Genomic DNA, 16,502 nt, shown 5'->3' on the forward strand with positions numbered 1-16,502 from the left:
CAAAAATGAACGATGAAGAACTAAAAACAATAGCAAATAATTTATTACTAGACCCATCTGATGAAGTTATTAATATGGCCAAAAAATTATTAGACTCAATTAACCAATCGCTAACTGATCTTGACGAAATAAATCTAGCCAATATAAAACCGTTATCGCATATCAACGAATCTAAAATTTCTTTTAATGATTTAAGAGACGACGAAATATGCGATTGCACTAAAATTGACAAAGAAAAACTTCTTAAAAACGCATATAATAGCAATGAAGATCTAGTTATTATGAAAAGAGTTGTTCATGAAGAATAAAAATATTCAAAATATAATTGATAAATTATTACAAGATGATAATAATGCTATATCCTACATTTTCAAAGATGCTAAATTAAATGATAGTGGTCTTCCACTATCCAATACAATATACACAATAAAAGATAACTATGCTGACATAAATGTTGAATGTAAAGCCTCAAGCTTGTTTTTGCGCAATTTCAGACCTGGATATAAAGCTAGTGTTATTAAATTGCTCGAAGAAAATGGGTCAACATGTGTTGCTAGAACAAATCTTGATGAATTCGGTCTCGGGGGATCGGGGGAGTATTCTGCCTTTGGTTTAATAAAAAATCCTTTAAATAAAGAATATCTAGTTGGTGGATCATCGTCAGGAGCTGCTGCCACTTTTAGTAAAGATATTGACTTTGCAATTGGTTCAGATACCGGAGACTCTGTAAGAAAACCTGCTTCAAATATCGGCGAGATTGGATTTAAACCGTCATATGGAGCAATTAGTAGATATGGACTTTTTGCATTTGCCTCTTCATTAGATACTGTGGCTTATTTTACACACAACATTAAGGACCTAATAAAATTATCATCAATATTGTACAAGCAAGATCTAAAAAATGATTTAACTTCAATTGATCTTAGCTTTAAATATGATGAGATTAAGGAAGAAAAGCCAAAATCTATTGCCTATTTAGATTGTTTTGATAAAATTAATCCAGAAATTGCTAAATCATACAAAAACTTTCTTAATGTGATGGAAAAAGATGGAATTAAACTAATTAAAATTAAAGAAAATATAAAGCTTCTTAACTCAATAGATGTAGTTTACAAAATAATTGCCTTTTCAGAAGCATCTTCAAATCTCGCCAATCTTACTGGTGTTTCCTTTGGATTAAGAGAAGAAGGCAAGGATTGGATTGATACATTCAAAAAAACCAGATCAAAATATCTGGGCAAAATGGTTCAATCACGTCTAATTCTAGGATCTTTTTTTCTCAAAGCCAATAATCAAATTAGATACTTTGTAAAAGCCAAAAAAATGCGAAGAGTCTTGGTTGAATATTTTGAAAATATTCATAACACAGCTGATGTTTTTGTTTATCCTGCCTCTAATGATGTTGCTCCCAATATTCAAAATGGGTCAAAATATAAATCATATTTAGATTTTATTTTAACTTATGCAAATCTAGTTGGGAATCCATCATTAACAATGAAACTTGGTATTGATTTAAAAAACCATTTACCATTCAATATTGCTTTTGATACAAAAAGAAATAATGACAAAAAGTTATTTAGCCAAGCATTATATTTTGAAAAAAAACTAGGAGAAATAAATGGATAAAAATTGAGAATTAGTTATTGGTATTGAAATACATATTGAACTTAATACAAAAACTAAAATGTTTTCATCACAACCTAATCTTTATACATCCAACCCTAATATTTATGTATCGCACATTGATTTAGCATATCCAGGTTCATTACCGATCGTAAATAAACAAGCCATCATTAAGGCAATAAAATTAGCAAAAGCTTTAAATATGGAAATCGACCATAATATTCGCTTTGATAGAAAAAACTATTTTTATCCAGATTTAACAAAAGGCTACCAAATTACACAACAATTTAATCCAATTGGCAAAAATGGAAAAATAAAAATTAAAGTCAATAATGAATGAAAAGATATTGAGATTGAGAGAATTCACCTAGAGGAAGATACAGCCAAATCTCTTCATGAAGGCAATCAAACCTTACTAAACTACAATCGTTCAGGTGTTCCGTTAATCGAGATTGTCTCTAATCCAGTTCTTCATAGTGCTAAAGAAGCGATTGCATATGTTGATGCAATAAGAAAAATTGTGCTAGCTCTTGACATTTCCGATGCTAAAATGAATGAAGGTAGCTTAAGAGTTGATTTAAATATTTCTGTTAGAAAAAAAGGAACTAATGACCTAAACACAAGAGTTGAAGTAAAAAATTTAAACTCAATTTCCAATATTGAAAAAGCAATAGAATATGAATATAATTGGCAAACATCATGTTATGAAAGCGGCCAAACTTTCTCGCAACAAACAAAAAGATTTGATGAATCTAAACTAAAAACTATAACAATGCGTTCAAAATCTGACTCAATTGATTATAAATATTTTCCAGACCCCAATATCCCTTGTATCGAACTAAAACCAGAATTTGTTGATAGTATTACAATTAAAGAACTACCATATGAAAGAGAAATGCGTTATCTAAAATATGGGTTAAATAATGTTCAAATTATGCAATTAATTGAAAATATGGAATATGCAAGTTTCATTGATATGCTCAACACAACAGATTTTAAGAAGAGCGTGAATATTTTCTTTGCCGAAATCGTTTCATTTCTAAATCAGAATAATTTGTCATTATCAAAGCTAAAACTAAATATTGATGTTATGTCAAAAATCATTCAATATACAATAGATAAAAAAATACAAAAGACCAGCATAAAAACCATCCTAAGTATTCTAATTAATCAAAACGAAAACAATGATATTGATGAAATAATTAAACAAAATAACCTTTTCATTGAACACAAGGAAATTTCATTAACAGATATTATTAAAGAAATTTTAAATGAATTCCCAACTTTAAACAAAGAATTTGAAATAAATTTCAACAGAGCTTCAAAATTTATGTTTGGCCAAGTAATGAAAAAAACTGCTGGGAAAGCAAATGCAATTGAGCTAAGCCAAATAATTAAGGATCTTTATGAAAAAAAGGAATAAAAACTTACTCCAGACCGGTTGAAATAATGATAAAAACCAAGAAAAAAAACTAAATAATAATGCTAATTCTATTTCAGCAAAACAAGTAATAAAAAATAAAAATAAACAAAACTTTTTTGAAAAGGCTTTAAAGGCGATTATATACGGGATTCTCTTTGTTGCTATTCCAAATTACTTGCGAAGTTCGAAAGTAAAAGGAAAAGAAATAGTTAGATCGACATATGCTAAAATAAACTCAAATGAATTTGCCTTTGTTCCAACAGGATACGCAATGTACCTTTTTCTTTCATTTATACCGACTCTAGGTTTAGTTATGGGAATTATTGGAGCAATAAATTCTCAGTTAGAGATTGTTATCAAAGTCACAATTCTAGGCCAGCTAATTCCCGGTATTGAAAACGTTATTCCGGCATTTTCAGAAATTTGAAGTAGCCCAGGCGGAATTGCTGCATTTATTTTTCTTACCATATCTATATTGTGAATATCATCAAAGGGCTATAGCAAATTTATTTGATCATTTGATGCTCTATACGAACAAAAAACTTCATCCTCAATGTGGAGAACACGAATCAAGGGATTTATAACAAGCATAATTATCACAGTATTACTCGTAGTTTTTTTATTAGTTACATCAGCTTTTCTTAACTTTATATTAAAGAATGTATTTAGTATTAATGTTGATCACACAACAACACTTAAAATGTTACCCTGAGAATTTCAACTTATTTTTTGAATTCCAACAGTTTTATTTTTACCCATAATAACATATGTAGCATTTTTATTTTTCTTTAAATTTGCACCTAACTTTAAACTAAAATTTTCACATGTAAATCCCGGCGCACTAATAGTAACAGTGCCAACTACCCTATACATTTTAATTTTTGGATCTCTAACCTCAGTATTTGATTATAAGAAATTTGGTGTTGTCGCATCATTTATGTATATCATTTTATTGCTAAGTGTTATGTCATATTTTATCTACACTGGCGTAATAGTTAATTCTAGCTTTTATAAAACTTTTATTAATTTACCCATTCTCGAGAAAAATAAGTGATTTTCAAGAAAATATTAGCAAAGCATAACCATACTTTATAAGTAGTTTCAGAATATAATAATATAATTATTATTAAAAAGATAGCGAAGGAAAAGCATGAATTCAAAGTTACCAGGCGGCTTGAGTCATTATATTAGATGGCTAAGATCACAAACAAATATTTCATTCAAAAAATGAAACCCAAAAAGAATTGCCTTTGTGGGTGTTTTAATTGCTATCTCTGTTGTTTTCTTTCTAATTTCAGTAAGAATTTTACCAATTAGCGCCCTACCATCATTTAAATTTGGTTTTATAGGCCTACCAATAAAAATTACAGGCTTTATTTTCGGACCGTTTGTCGGAATGATCACAGGAGTATTGGCAGATTTCATTTCATTTGCTTTAGTTCCTACATATTATAGTTTCTTATATACTATTGCAGTGGCTATTGCTGGATTTATTCCAGGAATAGCATCATATTACTTTTTTAACATAAATGAACTTTTCTTTTCAAGAAACTACCGAATATATAAATATAAGCAAATTGTAGAATTTTTTAAAATTCAGTTTGCTGAAGCACTAGCAAAAGGGAATTCTGAAGATTTACAATATTTTTCAGAAAAAATTGCATTCTATGAAGTTAAAATCATTATTTTAGAGAACAAGCCAAGACCTACGGCAATGATGAATTTCTCATTTATTTCTACTTTAGTGCTATTATCCTTGCAAATTTTAATCATTGTAACTATATTTTCTAAACTTGACAATTCAATATTCGAACACAATCGTTTTGTTAAAAATAAAACATTTTATATTCTACTAACGACATCTGGTTTTATTGGAATGATTTTATTTGTTGTTATATATCGCCTTTTTGTGAGAAAAAAATACCAAACGTTCCTTGAGGTTATGGCTATTATTTCATTTAGCGCTCTACTAGAACTGGCAAACACCGTGTTACTCGCATGAGCCGATACTCAAACATTAAAAACTGATTTTTGAGTTAATTTTACTGGTCAAACATTAACGGGTCCTGTTAAGATTTTCTTTAATCTAGCTGTCATACTTGCAACATATAGAGTTGTTGCATCGCTAGTTAAAACAAAGGAAGGTGACAGATTCTAATGAATAAGAAAAAAATTACTGGTTTTAGAGTTCAAGAACTAAAAAAAATAAATAAGATCAAAAAAAACAATTATTACTCATTCGAATATCTTATTAATGATTTAAATTTTAAGCTTTCTAAAAGCAGTATTTTAGGCATTATTGCTGATAATATTCAATCTAAAAAAAACATTTTCAATCTCTTGATAGATAGAGATAATAAAATCAAAGATTTTCAAGGATTTATCGAATTTAAACAAGATGATGAAAATTTCTATATGATAGATTCAAACCAAAATTTCCGTGATAATCTTGCATATGGCTTTGAAAGCGATGATCTATTTGAAACAAAATCAGAAGAAACTGTTTTTGCTTATCTGAAAAACTATATAAAAGAAAATAAAGTTACTAGCTCATTTAATAATATCTTTAAAAATAGTTGAAAAGATGTCTACCAAGATTCGAGATACCATTTTAGATTAGAATATTCTAAAACAAATTACCAACTTCAATACTCATTAGAACCATTAGTAAATGAATTAAAATTAATACTCTCAAAAAATAATGCGCAAAATCTTAATAAATTAAATCAAAATGACCAAATTTTACTAATGCAAAATCTCTCAGGCATTATTCATAATATCGCAAAAAATATACAAAATCATGAGCAATCCTTCTTTACATATATAGAGCAAACAATAAAGAACTATGTTTCTGGAAAGTCGTTAATGCAATATAATGAATATAAAGAAGCCAAAACTAATTATCTTGAAATATGTTCCAAAAAAGACATAAACTCAAATCATGGTTTTAAAAGTAAATTACTAACTAAGATAAAAAAAATAATAGACAAATTAAAAGAAAAAAAACAAGTTAAAAAGGAAAATAATAAATATTTTTCTAGATTAAGAAAAAGCTTCAGCAGTGAAATTCTTTTAAATAAATTTCATTTAAAAACAAATCTTAAAATTGATTCTTTTAATCACTATTATGGTAGATATTATATTAATAAAATAATACAGCGTTTTTTAACAAAACATTTCTTTCTAATTTCGCTTCTAAATCGCACCTCCCCACTTTCGTTTATTGATGATTTATATGATTTGAGAAAAAATATAATCAATGAAATTAGTTTATTAGGAACTTACTGAACTAGAACGCAATTAAAAAAGCAAATAAAATTAATTGCTAATTCAATGATAACCAACAATTTTAGTTCATTTATCGAAAGATTTAAATCGCTAAAAAATAAAAAAAATCATTCCCCAAGCTTATTACTTGTAGACAAAGAAGACAATAATGAGAAAACTAGTGATTATATTGATATTTCAACAATCAAGGAATACGAGTATAAGTTTGAAGAAAAACAAGCAGAATTTCATTGAAATGTTGAAAATATCGGTAAAAGTATTAGGGATGAAACAAAAAATTACAATTCGAAATTAGCAAATGTTTTTCAAAATAATATAGAAAATGCTAAAAAAATATTTAAAAATATAAAAGAATTATTGAACAACCTCCACTCATTAAATAAAATTGAATTTGAAGAAGATTTTAATCAAGAATTAACCTTTTTGAATCCTTTTTTAAGAGCATTTTTTAATCTAAAAGAATTAAACTTCTTACTTAATAATCTTTTTAATCAGTTTCTAATCTATAAAAGAATTTTTGAAACAAGTGACGCTGAAGAAGCGATGAAAAGAATTATTTTTAAATCCAATATTTATAGAATCCTTTTAAATGCAAACCTTTCGTTGGACAAACTTACAATGAAATTGTCTTATCTTTCTAAAGATGAAAAAATTGCTCTTGAGCTAAGCAAAATTTTAATCAACAATCCAAGCTTAATTGTAATCGGAAACAACATTGATAAAATTGATGCTAAAAACCAAATCGAAGTACTTAATAAAATAAATGAATACATTCTTGAAAATGAAGCTATCGGGATTTACTTATTAAGTGATATAAAAACGGCCAGTAAGTTAACAACAGATTTGCAAATAATGATAAACTCGCGAATTATTGAGAGAGGTAAAACAAACATTGTTGTAGACAACCCGATAAATCCAGTTGTTAAAAAAATGTTAGACAAAAAAGATGATTACCTATTATCTAACTATGAAGAATTTATTGATAATATTGATGAAATTGAAAATATTTTTGAATATGAAATTGAACCAGATCATTATATAAGTTGCAAGTGAAATCAATTATCTAAATGAATAAACAAAGATAACACTCAGAATAAAAAAATAAGAAATATTTTTTCATTTGATCGCTCATTAAATAAGAATGAAAAAGCTATTAAGGATAAAAGAAATTACGATGAGGAGAAAATTATTGATTTCAGTATACAAAACATTGCTACAAATTTAGGAGATAACATGGATAAGAATTTTAATCACAAACTCGTTGAACAAGGACGCCATCAAAAGTGAATAGATATGAAAACCTTTTCAACACATGATATCAAAAAACCTCCTTTTACAATAATTTTACCGCCTCCAAATGTAACTGGAAAGCTTCATATCGGGCACGCCTTAGATACATATATTCAAGATACAATTATTAGATATAAAAAAATAAAAGGATTTGATGTTATGTGAGTGGCTGGCAAAGACCATGCAGGCATCGCAACACAAGCCGTTGTTGAAAAAAGATTATCAGAGAGCGGAAGAAATAAATATCAACTAGGACGAGAAAAATTTATTAAAGAGATTTGAAAATGAAAAGATGAATATTCGCAAAACATTAATGACCAATGAGCAAAACTTGGATTAGCGCTTGATTATAATAGCGAACGATTTACTCTTGATAAGGATGCATCGGAAGCGGTTGCAAAAGTCTTTATTGATATGTATAATAAAGGATTGATTTATCGTGATACAAAAGCGATTTTGTGGGATCCAAAGCTAAAAACCGCATTATCTAATATTGAGGTAATACCCACTGAAACTAATCAAAAAATGTATTACATTAAATATCCGTTTAAAAATGATAAGAATAATTACTTGCTTGTAGCTACTACCCGTGTTGAAACAATGTTTTCCGATGTTGCAATTGCTTTAAATCCAAATGATGAACGTTTTAATTCACTAAAAAATAAAACAGTAATTCATCCATTAACCAAAAAAGAAATTCCAATTATTAGTTCAGAAAATATTGATCCCAATTTTGGGACAGGGGCGATGAAAGTTTCAGCTCATGCTATTGATGACATTGAAATTATCAAAAACTATGGTCTTAGCATTAACGAGTGTATTAACGATGATGGTTTAATGAACTCATTAGCGAAGGAGTTTCAGGGTTTAGACCGTTTCGAAGCAAGAATAAAAATTGCACAATATCTTGAAACAAAAGGTTTTATTTACAAGACAGAAAATATTATTTCAAATATTGGCTATAGTGAAAGAACCAAAGAACCAATCGAAATATTAGTAAAACCACAATGATTTGTGAAAATGAATTCACTTTCAGAACAACTTCTAAAAAATCTAGATTCTATGGAAGGTGTAAAAATAATACCTAAACGATTTAAGGATAATCTAGTCAAATGAATGGAAAATGTTCATGATTGAACAATTAGCAGACAAATTTGGTGAGGTCATAGAATTCCGGTATGATACAAAGGCAACGAAATTAAAGTACAAACTGAAAAACCTGGTAATGAATGAATTCAAGATAGCGATGTTTTAGACACTTGATTTAGCTCAGCATTAGCGCCTTTTGTATTTTTGGGCTGACCACAATCATCAGAAAAATTAAAAAGATACTTTCCTACAAGTTTATTAGTAACAGGATATGACATTATCTTCTTTTGAGTATCAAGAATGTATTTTCAAAGCCTAGAATTTATGGACAAGATACCATTTAAAGAGGTTTTATTGCATGGGTTAGTAAGGGATTCACACGGACGCAAAATGTCTAAATCACTTGGCAATGGTATTGACCCAATTAAGGTTATTGGCGAATATGGATCAGATGTTTTGAGAATGTCTTTAATATTTAATTGCACACCTGGATTAGATATTAATTTTGGAGATGAAAAAATTCAAAGCGCAAGGTTATTTATCAATAAAATTTGAAACATTGGTCGCCTAATAAAAAATATTCCTATTAATATTAGAAGCGAGTTGCAATATGAAAAATTAGACAATTTCGACAAATGAATATTACTAGAATTTTTAAAAATGACATCTAAAATTGATGAAGCAATGAAAAACTATGAATTCACCCTTGTTTATAAACATATTCAAGAATTTATGATCAATAAATTTTCATCATGATATTTAGAGTTTTTAAAATTCAAAAAAAATGATTATTTTATTCATTATTTATTTAGAGAAATCTTAATAATGCTTCAACCATATATGCCTTTTGTTACAGATTATTTGTTTCAAGAAATATACAACGAGGAGCTTTGGGATAATGCACTTGCCAACTACACAATTGAAGATACATTTAATTCAAATGAAATAAACAACCTAATCGAACTAATCACTACGTTTAGAAAATATCGTGAAGAAAAACAAATATCTAAAAACATTACATTAAACTACTTTATCGAAAACTTCGATATTTCTGAAAATCAACAACTAATAATCTTTAAATTGTCAAATTTTGTTATTGGCGAAAATAATGACTTGTCTATCCAAACCTCCTTTGCCAAGGTCTTCATTAAACAAAGCAAAGAAGATAAGGAAAACGAAATTATTGAACTTAAAAAGTTAATTGAAAAAACGAAAAAAGAAATAGAATTTAATAAAACTTTTATTAATAACCCAAACTTTATGAAAAATGCTAGTGAGGATAAAATTAAAGAAAAACAAGAAAAACTAGCACTTCACCAAAGAAATTTAGAAGTATATGAAGAAGAATTAACCAAGAAAGATAACTCATAATAACATTAAAAAACGCACCTGGTTTGTGCGTTTTTTCTTACTGAAATAGGGCTTTAATTAATAATTTTTATTTTATTAAAAAATGCTCTTCTTATTGAATTAAGTTGAAACTCATCAATAATTTTTACGGCGTCAAGGGTTAGCTCAACATTCGCTATATCTAATAAATTTAATTCAATACCTTCTAATTCAAAATTAGTAACTAATTTAGCAATATGTTGATCTCTGAATGCAATAGATTTATAATCAATGAATTTTTGCGCAAGCCTAGAAGATGATAAATTTTCTAGATTTTCATAAATGTTATCGAGGGTTTGATATTGATCAAGAAGTTTTATAGCTGTCTTAGACCCGACACCCTTAACACCAAAAAAGTTATCGCTTGAATCACCGACTATGGCCTTATAATCAACTACTTGATTAGGGTTAATACCATAAATTGATTTAAAATTTTTTGGCGTTAAAATAACAATTCCTTCTTTTGTTTTTTTAATTATTGAAGTATATTCATTAATTAATTGATTAAGATCCTGATCGGCTGAAAAAATTATCTTTTCAATCAAGGGATATTCAAAACATACCTTGGCAATTAAATCATCTGCTTCAACCCCTGTTTTTTCTACATTTACAATATTTAAAGATGTAAGTAATTTTCTTATTATAGTCATTTGATTATAAAATTCATTCGGCATTTTTGCTCGGCCTTCCTTATAATGCTCATATAAATTATGACGAAAAGTTTTTCCCACTGCATCAAATGCTATAAAAATATGCGATGGCGAATATTCTTCAATAAGATTAAACAATGTTCTAAAAAATAATAATATTGTACTTGTTGAAGCGCCTTCTGCGTTTGTTAAATAAGTATTATTCTTATTTATTGCAAAATAAGAACGATACGTTAAATAAGTACCATCAATAATTAATATTTTTTGTTTCATTATTTAATTACCTCGTAATTTCTTAAAATAATTTTATTATCTAATTTTCTTATAAATTTAATTTTTACAAGTCTGCGTTTAAGTTTGGATAGCTCAGGATCAACTCTAAACATAAAAGCAACTACTTTAAAACTTGAATCTTGAAAATCAATTCTTTGATATTGTCTACCATTTTTATCATTTCCAACTACTACATTAACACATTGAACAATCATTACATACTCATTATTAGGTCTTGTATCTATTAATCTATTGCCATCAATCTCGTAGTTTTGTGTTGTTGAATAATTGTATATTTGGCCAAGCAATTCAATTTCATTTTTTTCAACTATTTGAGTTTCATCTTCATAAACATTTTGTGGTTCACAATTAATGATTTTATCAACAATATCAACCGTATTTTTAAATAAATTTTGTTGTACAAAAACACTAGAATTCGAAGATGAATCAATCTCTTCAAGCATTGTTTTTTGACTTAATTTAAAATTTCGCAATGCATTAGCCTTAATCAATGTCTCTAATGTCGATTTGCCAAATGTTTTAATTTTAAACAGGCTAAAATAACAATGTAAGAAATTTTTATATTGGCCATTTACTTTGCGATCATTAATAATTATCCTTATTATCTCGGGACCAATGCCTTTGATTAAACCTAATGGTAAAATTATTTTATTATCAGAAATTATTGCCTTATTTGTTGAAAGATTTATTTCTGGACTAACAATTTGAATGCCCATGGTTTTTGCTTCATTTGCATATTTTGAAATCGTCGCTTGGGCTCCATTTGAACTTGTAATGCATGAACTATAGAACTCTAATGGAAAATTCGCCTTTAAATAAGCCATTTTAAATGTTAGCATTGAATAAGCGACGGCATGCGATTTATTAAATCCATAATCAGCGAACTTTTCAATATTACTAAAAATTTTATTAGCCACTTCTAAACTATATCCATTTTTAGTTGCTTGCCCAATAAATGAATCCTTAATCTCATTCATTTCATCAGCTTTCTTTTTTGAAATAATTTTTCTAAACAAATCAGCCTCTTCGAAAGTCATATTTGCTACTTTCTGAACTATTTGCATAATTTGTTCTTGGTAAATTATAATTCCATATGTATCTTTAACAATTTCATCATATTCCAACGAGATGCTTGGTATTGGTTCTATACCTGCTTTTCTCTTTGCATAGCTTGATACATAAGCCATTGGTCCTGGTCTATTCAATGATATAATAGCACTAATATCCTCAAACGTACTTACCTTAATTTGCTTTAAGGCCTTAATCATTATAGGACTTTCCACTTGAAAAATACCGGAAGTATTTCCTTGTGAAAGAAGATCAAATGTTTTTTGATCATTATAATCAATAATGTCTCAATTGATATCCTTTTTTGTTTTCTTTTTAACTTCATCTTCAATTTGTTTAATTGTCGATAGGGTTCTAAGGCCTAAAATATCCATCTTTATTAAACCAAAATAGTCAAGGTATTCCATGCTAAACTGCGTTTGTTGAAAATTATCAATATTTTTAAAAGTCGGCACAAGCTCCATTATTGGCCTTGATGATATTACAATTCCAGCGGCATGTGTTCCTGTTTGACGATAGAAACCAGAAATTCGAGACGTTTGGTTGATAACGTTCTTAGCAAAAGAATTATCTGTTGGCTTAATTTGCTGCAAAGCACTAATAAATGCCGTATTTTTATTTGCTTCTTCAAATAAACTTCTGTCATCAGACGAAATTAATTTTGAAACTTGATTTATTTTATCAGAAGATACATCTTTATAAGTTCTCAAAACATCTCTAATCGCAGATTTTTTACCTAGAACAGAAAAAGTTACAATATTAGCAACACATTCATACCCATATTTTTGTACAAGATAATTAATAATTTCATGTCTCTGGTCATCCTGAACATCGACATCAATATCGGGCATTGAAATTCTTTTAGGATTAAGAAATCTCTCAAAAATAAGATTGTATTTTATTGGATCAATTTCTGTAATTCCAAGAATATATGAAACCAACGAACCAGCTGCAGAACCTCTTCCAGGGCCAATTGAAATCCCTTTTTTTCTAGCCCAATTGATTCAATCTTGAATAATTAAAAAATAATCCTCAAATCTTAATTGTGAAATAATTTGAAATTCTTTTAATAGTCTATCCTTATAAGCTTGGTTTTCAAAAAGTGCCTTAATTTTAGTATTATTTTTAATTTTTTCTCATATTAAAAATTTTAGATAGCCTTTTGAATCAAGGTTTTGTTCGTTTTTAAAAAATGGCAAATTATATTCATTTTTTTGATGTTCAAAATATATTGACTCAACAAATGCATTAGTTCTATTTACTAATTTATTCATCAAGCCATCTCCATCATCAACATCAAAAAACAAAGTACCATCAAACAATATGTTATTTGTCTTATTATTCATTTTATTCAGTAATTCTATAATCATAAAATCCTGAAAATCGACTGTGTTAAAATTATTTACAACCAAAATATTCTGAAAATAAGAACAAAATTCTTTATTTTTTTCAATATCTATGATTGTGAATCCTATATAATAATTCGATTTGTTTATAACATTTTTAGTTAATTTAAAGTAGCTTAAAATAGGGTTTTCTATAATAACAATATCATCTTCAAAATTAAGAATATCATTAAGATAAATTATTTCATTATTTAATAATTGATAAGATAGCTTTTTAAGGATCTCAAAACCTTTTTGATGCTTAGCAAACAAGATAAATTGGTATCATTGGTCATCAATCATTAGTTTTACATCAAGCCCGAAATTAGCCTTAATGTTATTCTCCATGCATTTTTTATTAGCTTCAGCTAAGCTAAAAAAATGATTCTTTTCTGTAAATGCAAGATAATTTATACCACTATTAAGAGCTTGTTTTATTGCTTCATCAACAGTTATTGTACTTTCTAAAAAAGAAAACGTCGTATTAAGATGTAGGTTATTTAATTTCATAGTTTAATTATAAAATAATATTAAGTTTAATTTTAAATTAGAGACGTTGAAAAGATATAAAAAAATATTAAATAAAAATTCTATAATAATGATTTTTAAATAAAAATAATAGAATTCAACTTAAATCAAAAAGATATTTTTATAAGTAATCAAAACTAGCCATTTTTAACCCAAAAACAGTTATTTTTTTAAACATTTTCATGTAGAAAACTGAATTTTTTTTATAAATTTTTCTTAAATTTAGATGATAAAGGCTATTAACGATGTCTATAAATTACACTAAAAATACTTAGCCCCAAAAAAACTAATAAAAATGAGACAAAACATTCTCTTAGTCCCATAAAATAATTTTGCTATCAAGTAAAAATGCGTTTTAACATAAATTAATTTTATGCAAAAACAAATATATAAACAAGAGGGGGATAAAAATGGATCAAATTAAATTTTTGGTTGATAATTCAGCTGATATTTCTTCAAAAGATTTAATTAATTTAAGAACCTTCTATTCTCCTATTATTGGAAGTCTGGGTGTTGCTTTCTATCAACATTTATATGATTTATATAATATAAATAGACTAAAGAAATATGATTTAGCCAAAACTTCAGAATTTCTAGTTATGTCGATAAACCAAATAAAAGATGCTAAAAATAAATTAGAGGGTTTAGGTCTAATTAAAACCCTACAGGACAAAGATGGCACTTTATTATTTAAATTAATAAAACCACTATGTGCCAATGGAATTGTAAAAAATTCCCTTATCGCTAATTTGTTAAAAAATAAATTAGGTGAAGTTTTATATAATAATTTAATTAAGAATAATGCATTTTATTATTATGATGAAACAGAATTTAATAATGTTTCAAAAAACTTTTTTGAGGTCTTTTCTAGTGAAAAAATTTCTTTGCAGCAGGAAGATTGTTTTGATTTTAAAATTATTAATGAACATGAATTAATTGAAGATCTCACTTCAGAAGAATATATTAGTTACCATACAAGAAAAGAACTCAGTCCATCGCAAATTTTGATGTTAAAAAAAATAAAGTCATTAAATTTTAAGGATAATGCTATTAACAATATAATAAAATATTCAATTTCTATAAATAATGCCATTATATGCAATTACATCCTAAAAATAGCCAATGACTTTGCAAGAAGAAACTTATATGATGCATATTTAATCGATAATGAATTATGTCAAGCTTCTCTAAATAGAAATAATAGCTATTCTTTATTTAGTAAAAAATATAATAATATTAATGATGATTTAAACGATGTACTAACATGAGATGACTAAAAGGAATAAATAATGGAGAAAAAGATTTTTGATTCAATATTATCACCTAATGAAAAAATAAATATTGATGAATTAAGGAATGAAGTTCTTTCAAAGGATTTTATTCAAACAGAAATTAAAAGATTAAACCTTAATGAAAAACAAATAAAAAAGGGTATGGGTATCTTACAAAGATATCATGATTCAGTTATCAAAAATCATAAAAAGCCTGACTATAAGCTGTTTGTTGATATTTATGGTTTTTTGGCTGAAGATTATAGTAATGATAAGGAGATAATAAGAAGCCAACAACTAGAAAAATTCTGATTAACATCAATCACAGAGTTAGATCCAATATTTAAGAAATATTTTCAAAAAAATAACAATTCGTCTGATGTTGTTGCTTTAAAAAAAACAACAAAAATTTTTATCGACTCATTACCTAAAACTATTGCTAGTGAAGATATTAGAGCTAAATTTAGAACAATGATCACCGGAAAAGGCGTTTTTGATTTTAACATTTGATTATGAGGAACCAATTTTACAATAAGCAATGATATTATTAAATATATAGCTCTAATGAATGTAATTAGCCAAGGCAAGACAGTAGCCTTTTTAAATGCTAATGAACTATATAATTTTCTATCATCAAATAAAGAAGAAAAACAATCAATATGTTATTATTTGAATAATGTTGATGTATTATTCATTGCAAATCTTAGTTTAGGTTTGAAATCCCAATGATTTTTTGACTTATTAATTAACATATTTGAAACACGTATACAAAAAAAATCACCAATTATTATTTCTTCAACAAAGGATCTTTTGAGTAAAAACACAAAATTACTAACTACATACTATTATTCAAAAGATAATGAAAATGATTTAGAAGAAGTTTTTAAAACAATGGTAGCTAATTTCTTTAAAAAAATTGTAATTTCATAAAAAAAGCGTTAAATTGTAACAAAAATGAGCCACCTAACATATATAGTAAAATGTTATAGGTGGTTTTATTATTCATGAAATAGAAAACAAAAAATTAGATATTATAACTACATATTCCAATTTAACAAATAAGCAATTATCCTTGAAAGCAAAATGTTCAATATCAACCAAAAAAGATTAAAACAAAAATTAAGAAATGCTAAATTATGCAAAAAAAGTTAACTTAGCACATGGCAATCAATGAGGCGATAGAAAAAAAGATTTACAATAATGA

Annotated in this window: 10 protein-coding genes; 8 read left to right on the forward strand and 2 right to left on the reverse strand. The window is 27.0% G+C overall.

The window, feature by feature from the left end; all coding sequences use genetic code 4:
- Positions 1 to 5: 5 nt before the first annotated feature.
- The 6 genes from ACT1UH_RS02440 (at position 6) to ACT1UH_RS02465 (ending at position 10,084) form a co-directional block, all read left to right on the forward strand.
- Positions 6 to 308, forward strand: a complete 303-nt coding sequence (locus tag ACT1UH_RS02440; protein WP_444704842.1) for an Asp-tRNA(Asn)/Glu-tRNA(Gln) amidotransferase subunit GatC — start codon at positions 6 to 8, stop codon at positions 306 to 308.
- Positions 298 to 1,626: an amidase family protein gene (locus ACT1UH_RS02445; protein ID WP_444704843.1), complete on the forward strand. Its 1,329-nt coding sequence runs from the start codon at positions 298 to 300 to the stop codon at positions 1,624 to 1,626. Before ACT1UH_RS02440 ends, ACT1UH_RS02445 begins: the two co-directional genes overlap by 11 nt.
- Complete coding sequence (gene gatB / locus ACT1UH_RS02450; RefSeq protein ID WP_444704844.1) at positions 1,619 to 3,046, forward strand: Asp-tRNA(Asn)/Glu-tRNA(Gln) amidotransferase subunit GatB; 1,428 nt, start codon at positions 1,619 to 1,621, stop codon at positions 3,044 to 3,046. Before ACT1UH_RS02445 ends, gatB begins: the two co-directional genes overlap by 8 nt.
- Positions 3,030 to 4,118, forward strand: a complete 1,089-nt coding sequence (locus ACT1UH_RS02455) for a YihY/virulence factor BrkB family protein (protein ID WP_444704845.1) — start codon at positions 3,030 to 3,032, stop codon at positions 4,116 to 4,118. The genes gatB and ACT1UH_RS02455 overlap by 17 nt, the downstream gene beginning before the upstream one ends.
- A gap of 78 nt (positions 4,119 to 4,196) precedes the next feature.
- Positions 4,197 to 5,204 carry a hypothetical protein gene (locus ACT1UH_RS02460; RefSeq protein ID WP_438340417.1) on the forward strand — a complete coding sequence of 336 codons (1,008 nt, stop codon included), beginning with the start codon at positions 4,197 to 4,199 and terminating at the stop codon, positions 5,202 to 5,204.
- A complete protein-coding gene (locus tag ACT1UH_RS02465; RefSeq protein WP_444704846.1) occupies positions 5,204 to 10,084 on the forward strand; it encodes a valine--tRNA ligase in 4,881 nt (1,626 codons plus the stop codon). The genes ACT1UH_RS02460 and ACT1UH_RS02465 overlap by 1 nt, the downstream gene beginning before the upstream one ends.
- A 53-nt stretch (positions 10,085 to 10,137) precedes the next feature.
- Here the strand turns inward: ACT1UH_RS02465 and ACT1UH_RS02470 are convergent, their stop codons facing one another.
- Positions 10,138 to 11,025, reverse strand: a complete 888-nt coding sequence (locus ACT1UH_RS02470) for a 5'-3' exonuclease (protein ID WP_444704847.1) — start codon at positions 11,023 to 11,025, stop codon at positions 10,138 to 10,140.
- Positions 11,025 to 14,009 (reverse strand): DNA polymerase III subunit alpha, encoded by a 2,985-nt coding sequence (dnaE, locus tag ACT1UH_RS02475; protein WP_444704848.1) that lies wholly within the window; start codon positions 14,007 to 14,009, stop codon positions 11,025 to 11,027. Before dnaE ends, ACT1UH_RS02470 begins: the two co-directional genes overlap by 1 nt.
- A 428-nt stretch (positions 14,010 to 14,437) precedes the next feature.
- Between dnaE and ACT1UH_RS02480 the strand changes: the two genes are divergently transcribed.
- Positions 14,438 to 15,304, forward strand: coding sequence for a hypothetical protein (locus tag ACT1UH_RS02480; RefSeq protein WP_438340421.1), 867 nt, complete (start codon positions 14,438 to 14,440; stop codon positions 15,302 to 15,304).
- Positions 15,305 to 15,316: 12 nt separating this feature from the next.
- Positions 15,317 to 16,228, forward strand: coding sequence for a hypothetical protein (locus ACT1UH_RS02485; protein ID WP_444704849.1), 912 nt, complete (start codon positions 15,317 to 15,319; stop codon positions 16,226 to 16,228).
- The last annotated feature ends 274 nt before the right edge of the window (positions 16,229 to 16,502 follow it).

This window comes from Mycoplasma sp. 332, from assembly GCF_052378275.1.
Taxonomy (GTDB): Bacteria; Bacillota_I; Bacilli_A; order Mycoplasmatales; family Metamycoplasmataceae; genus Metamycoplasma.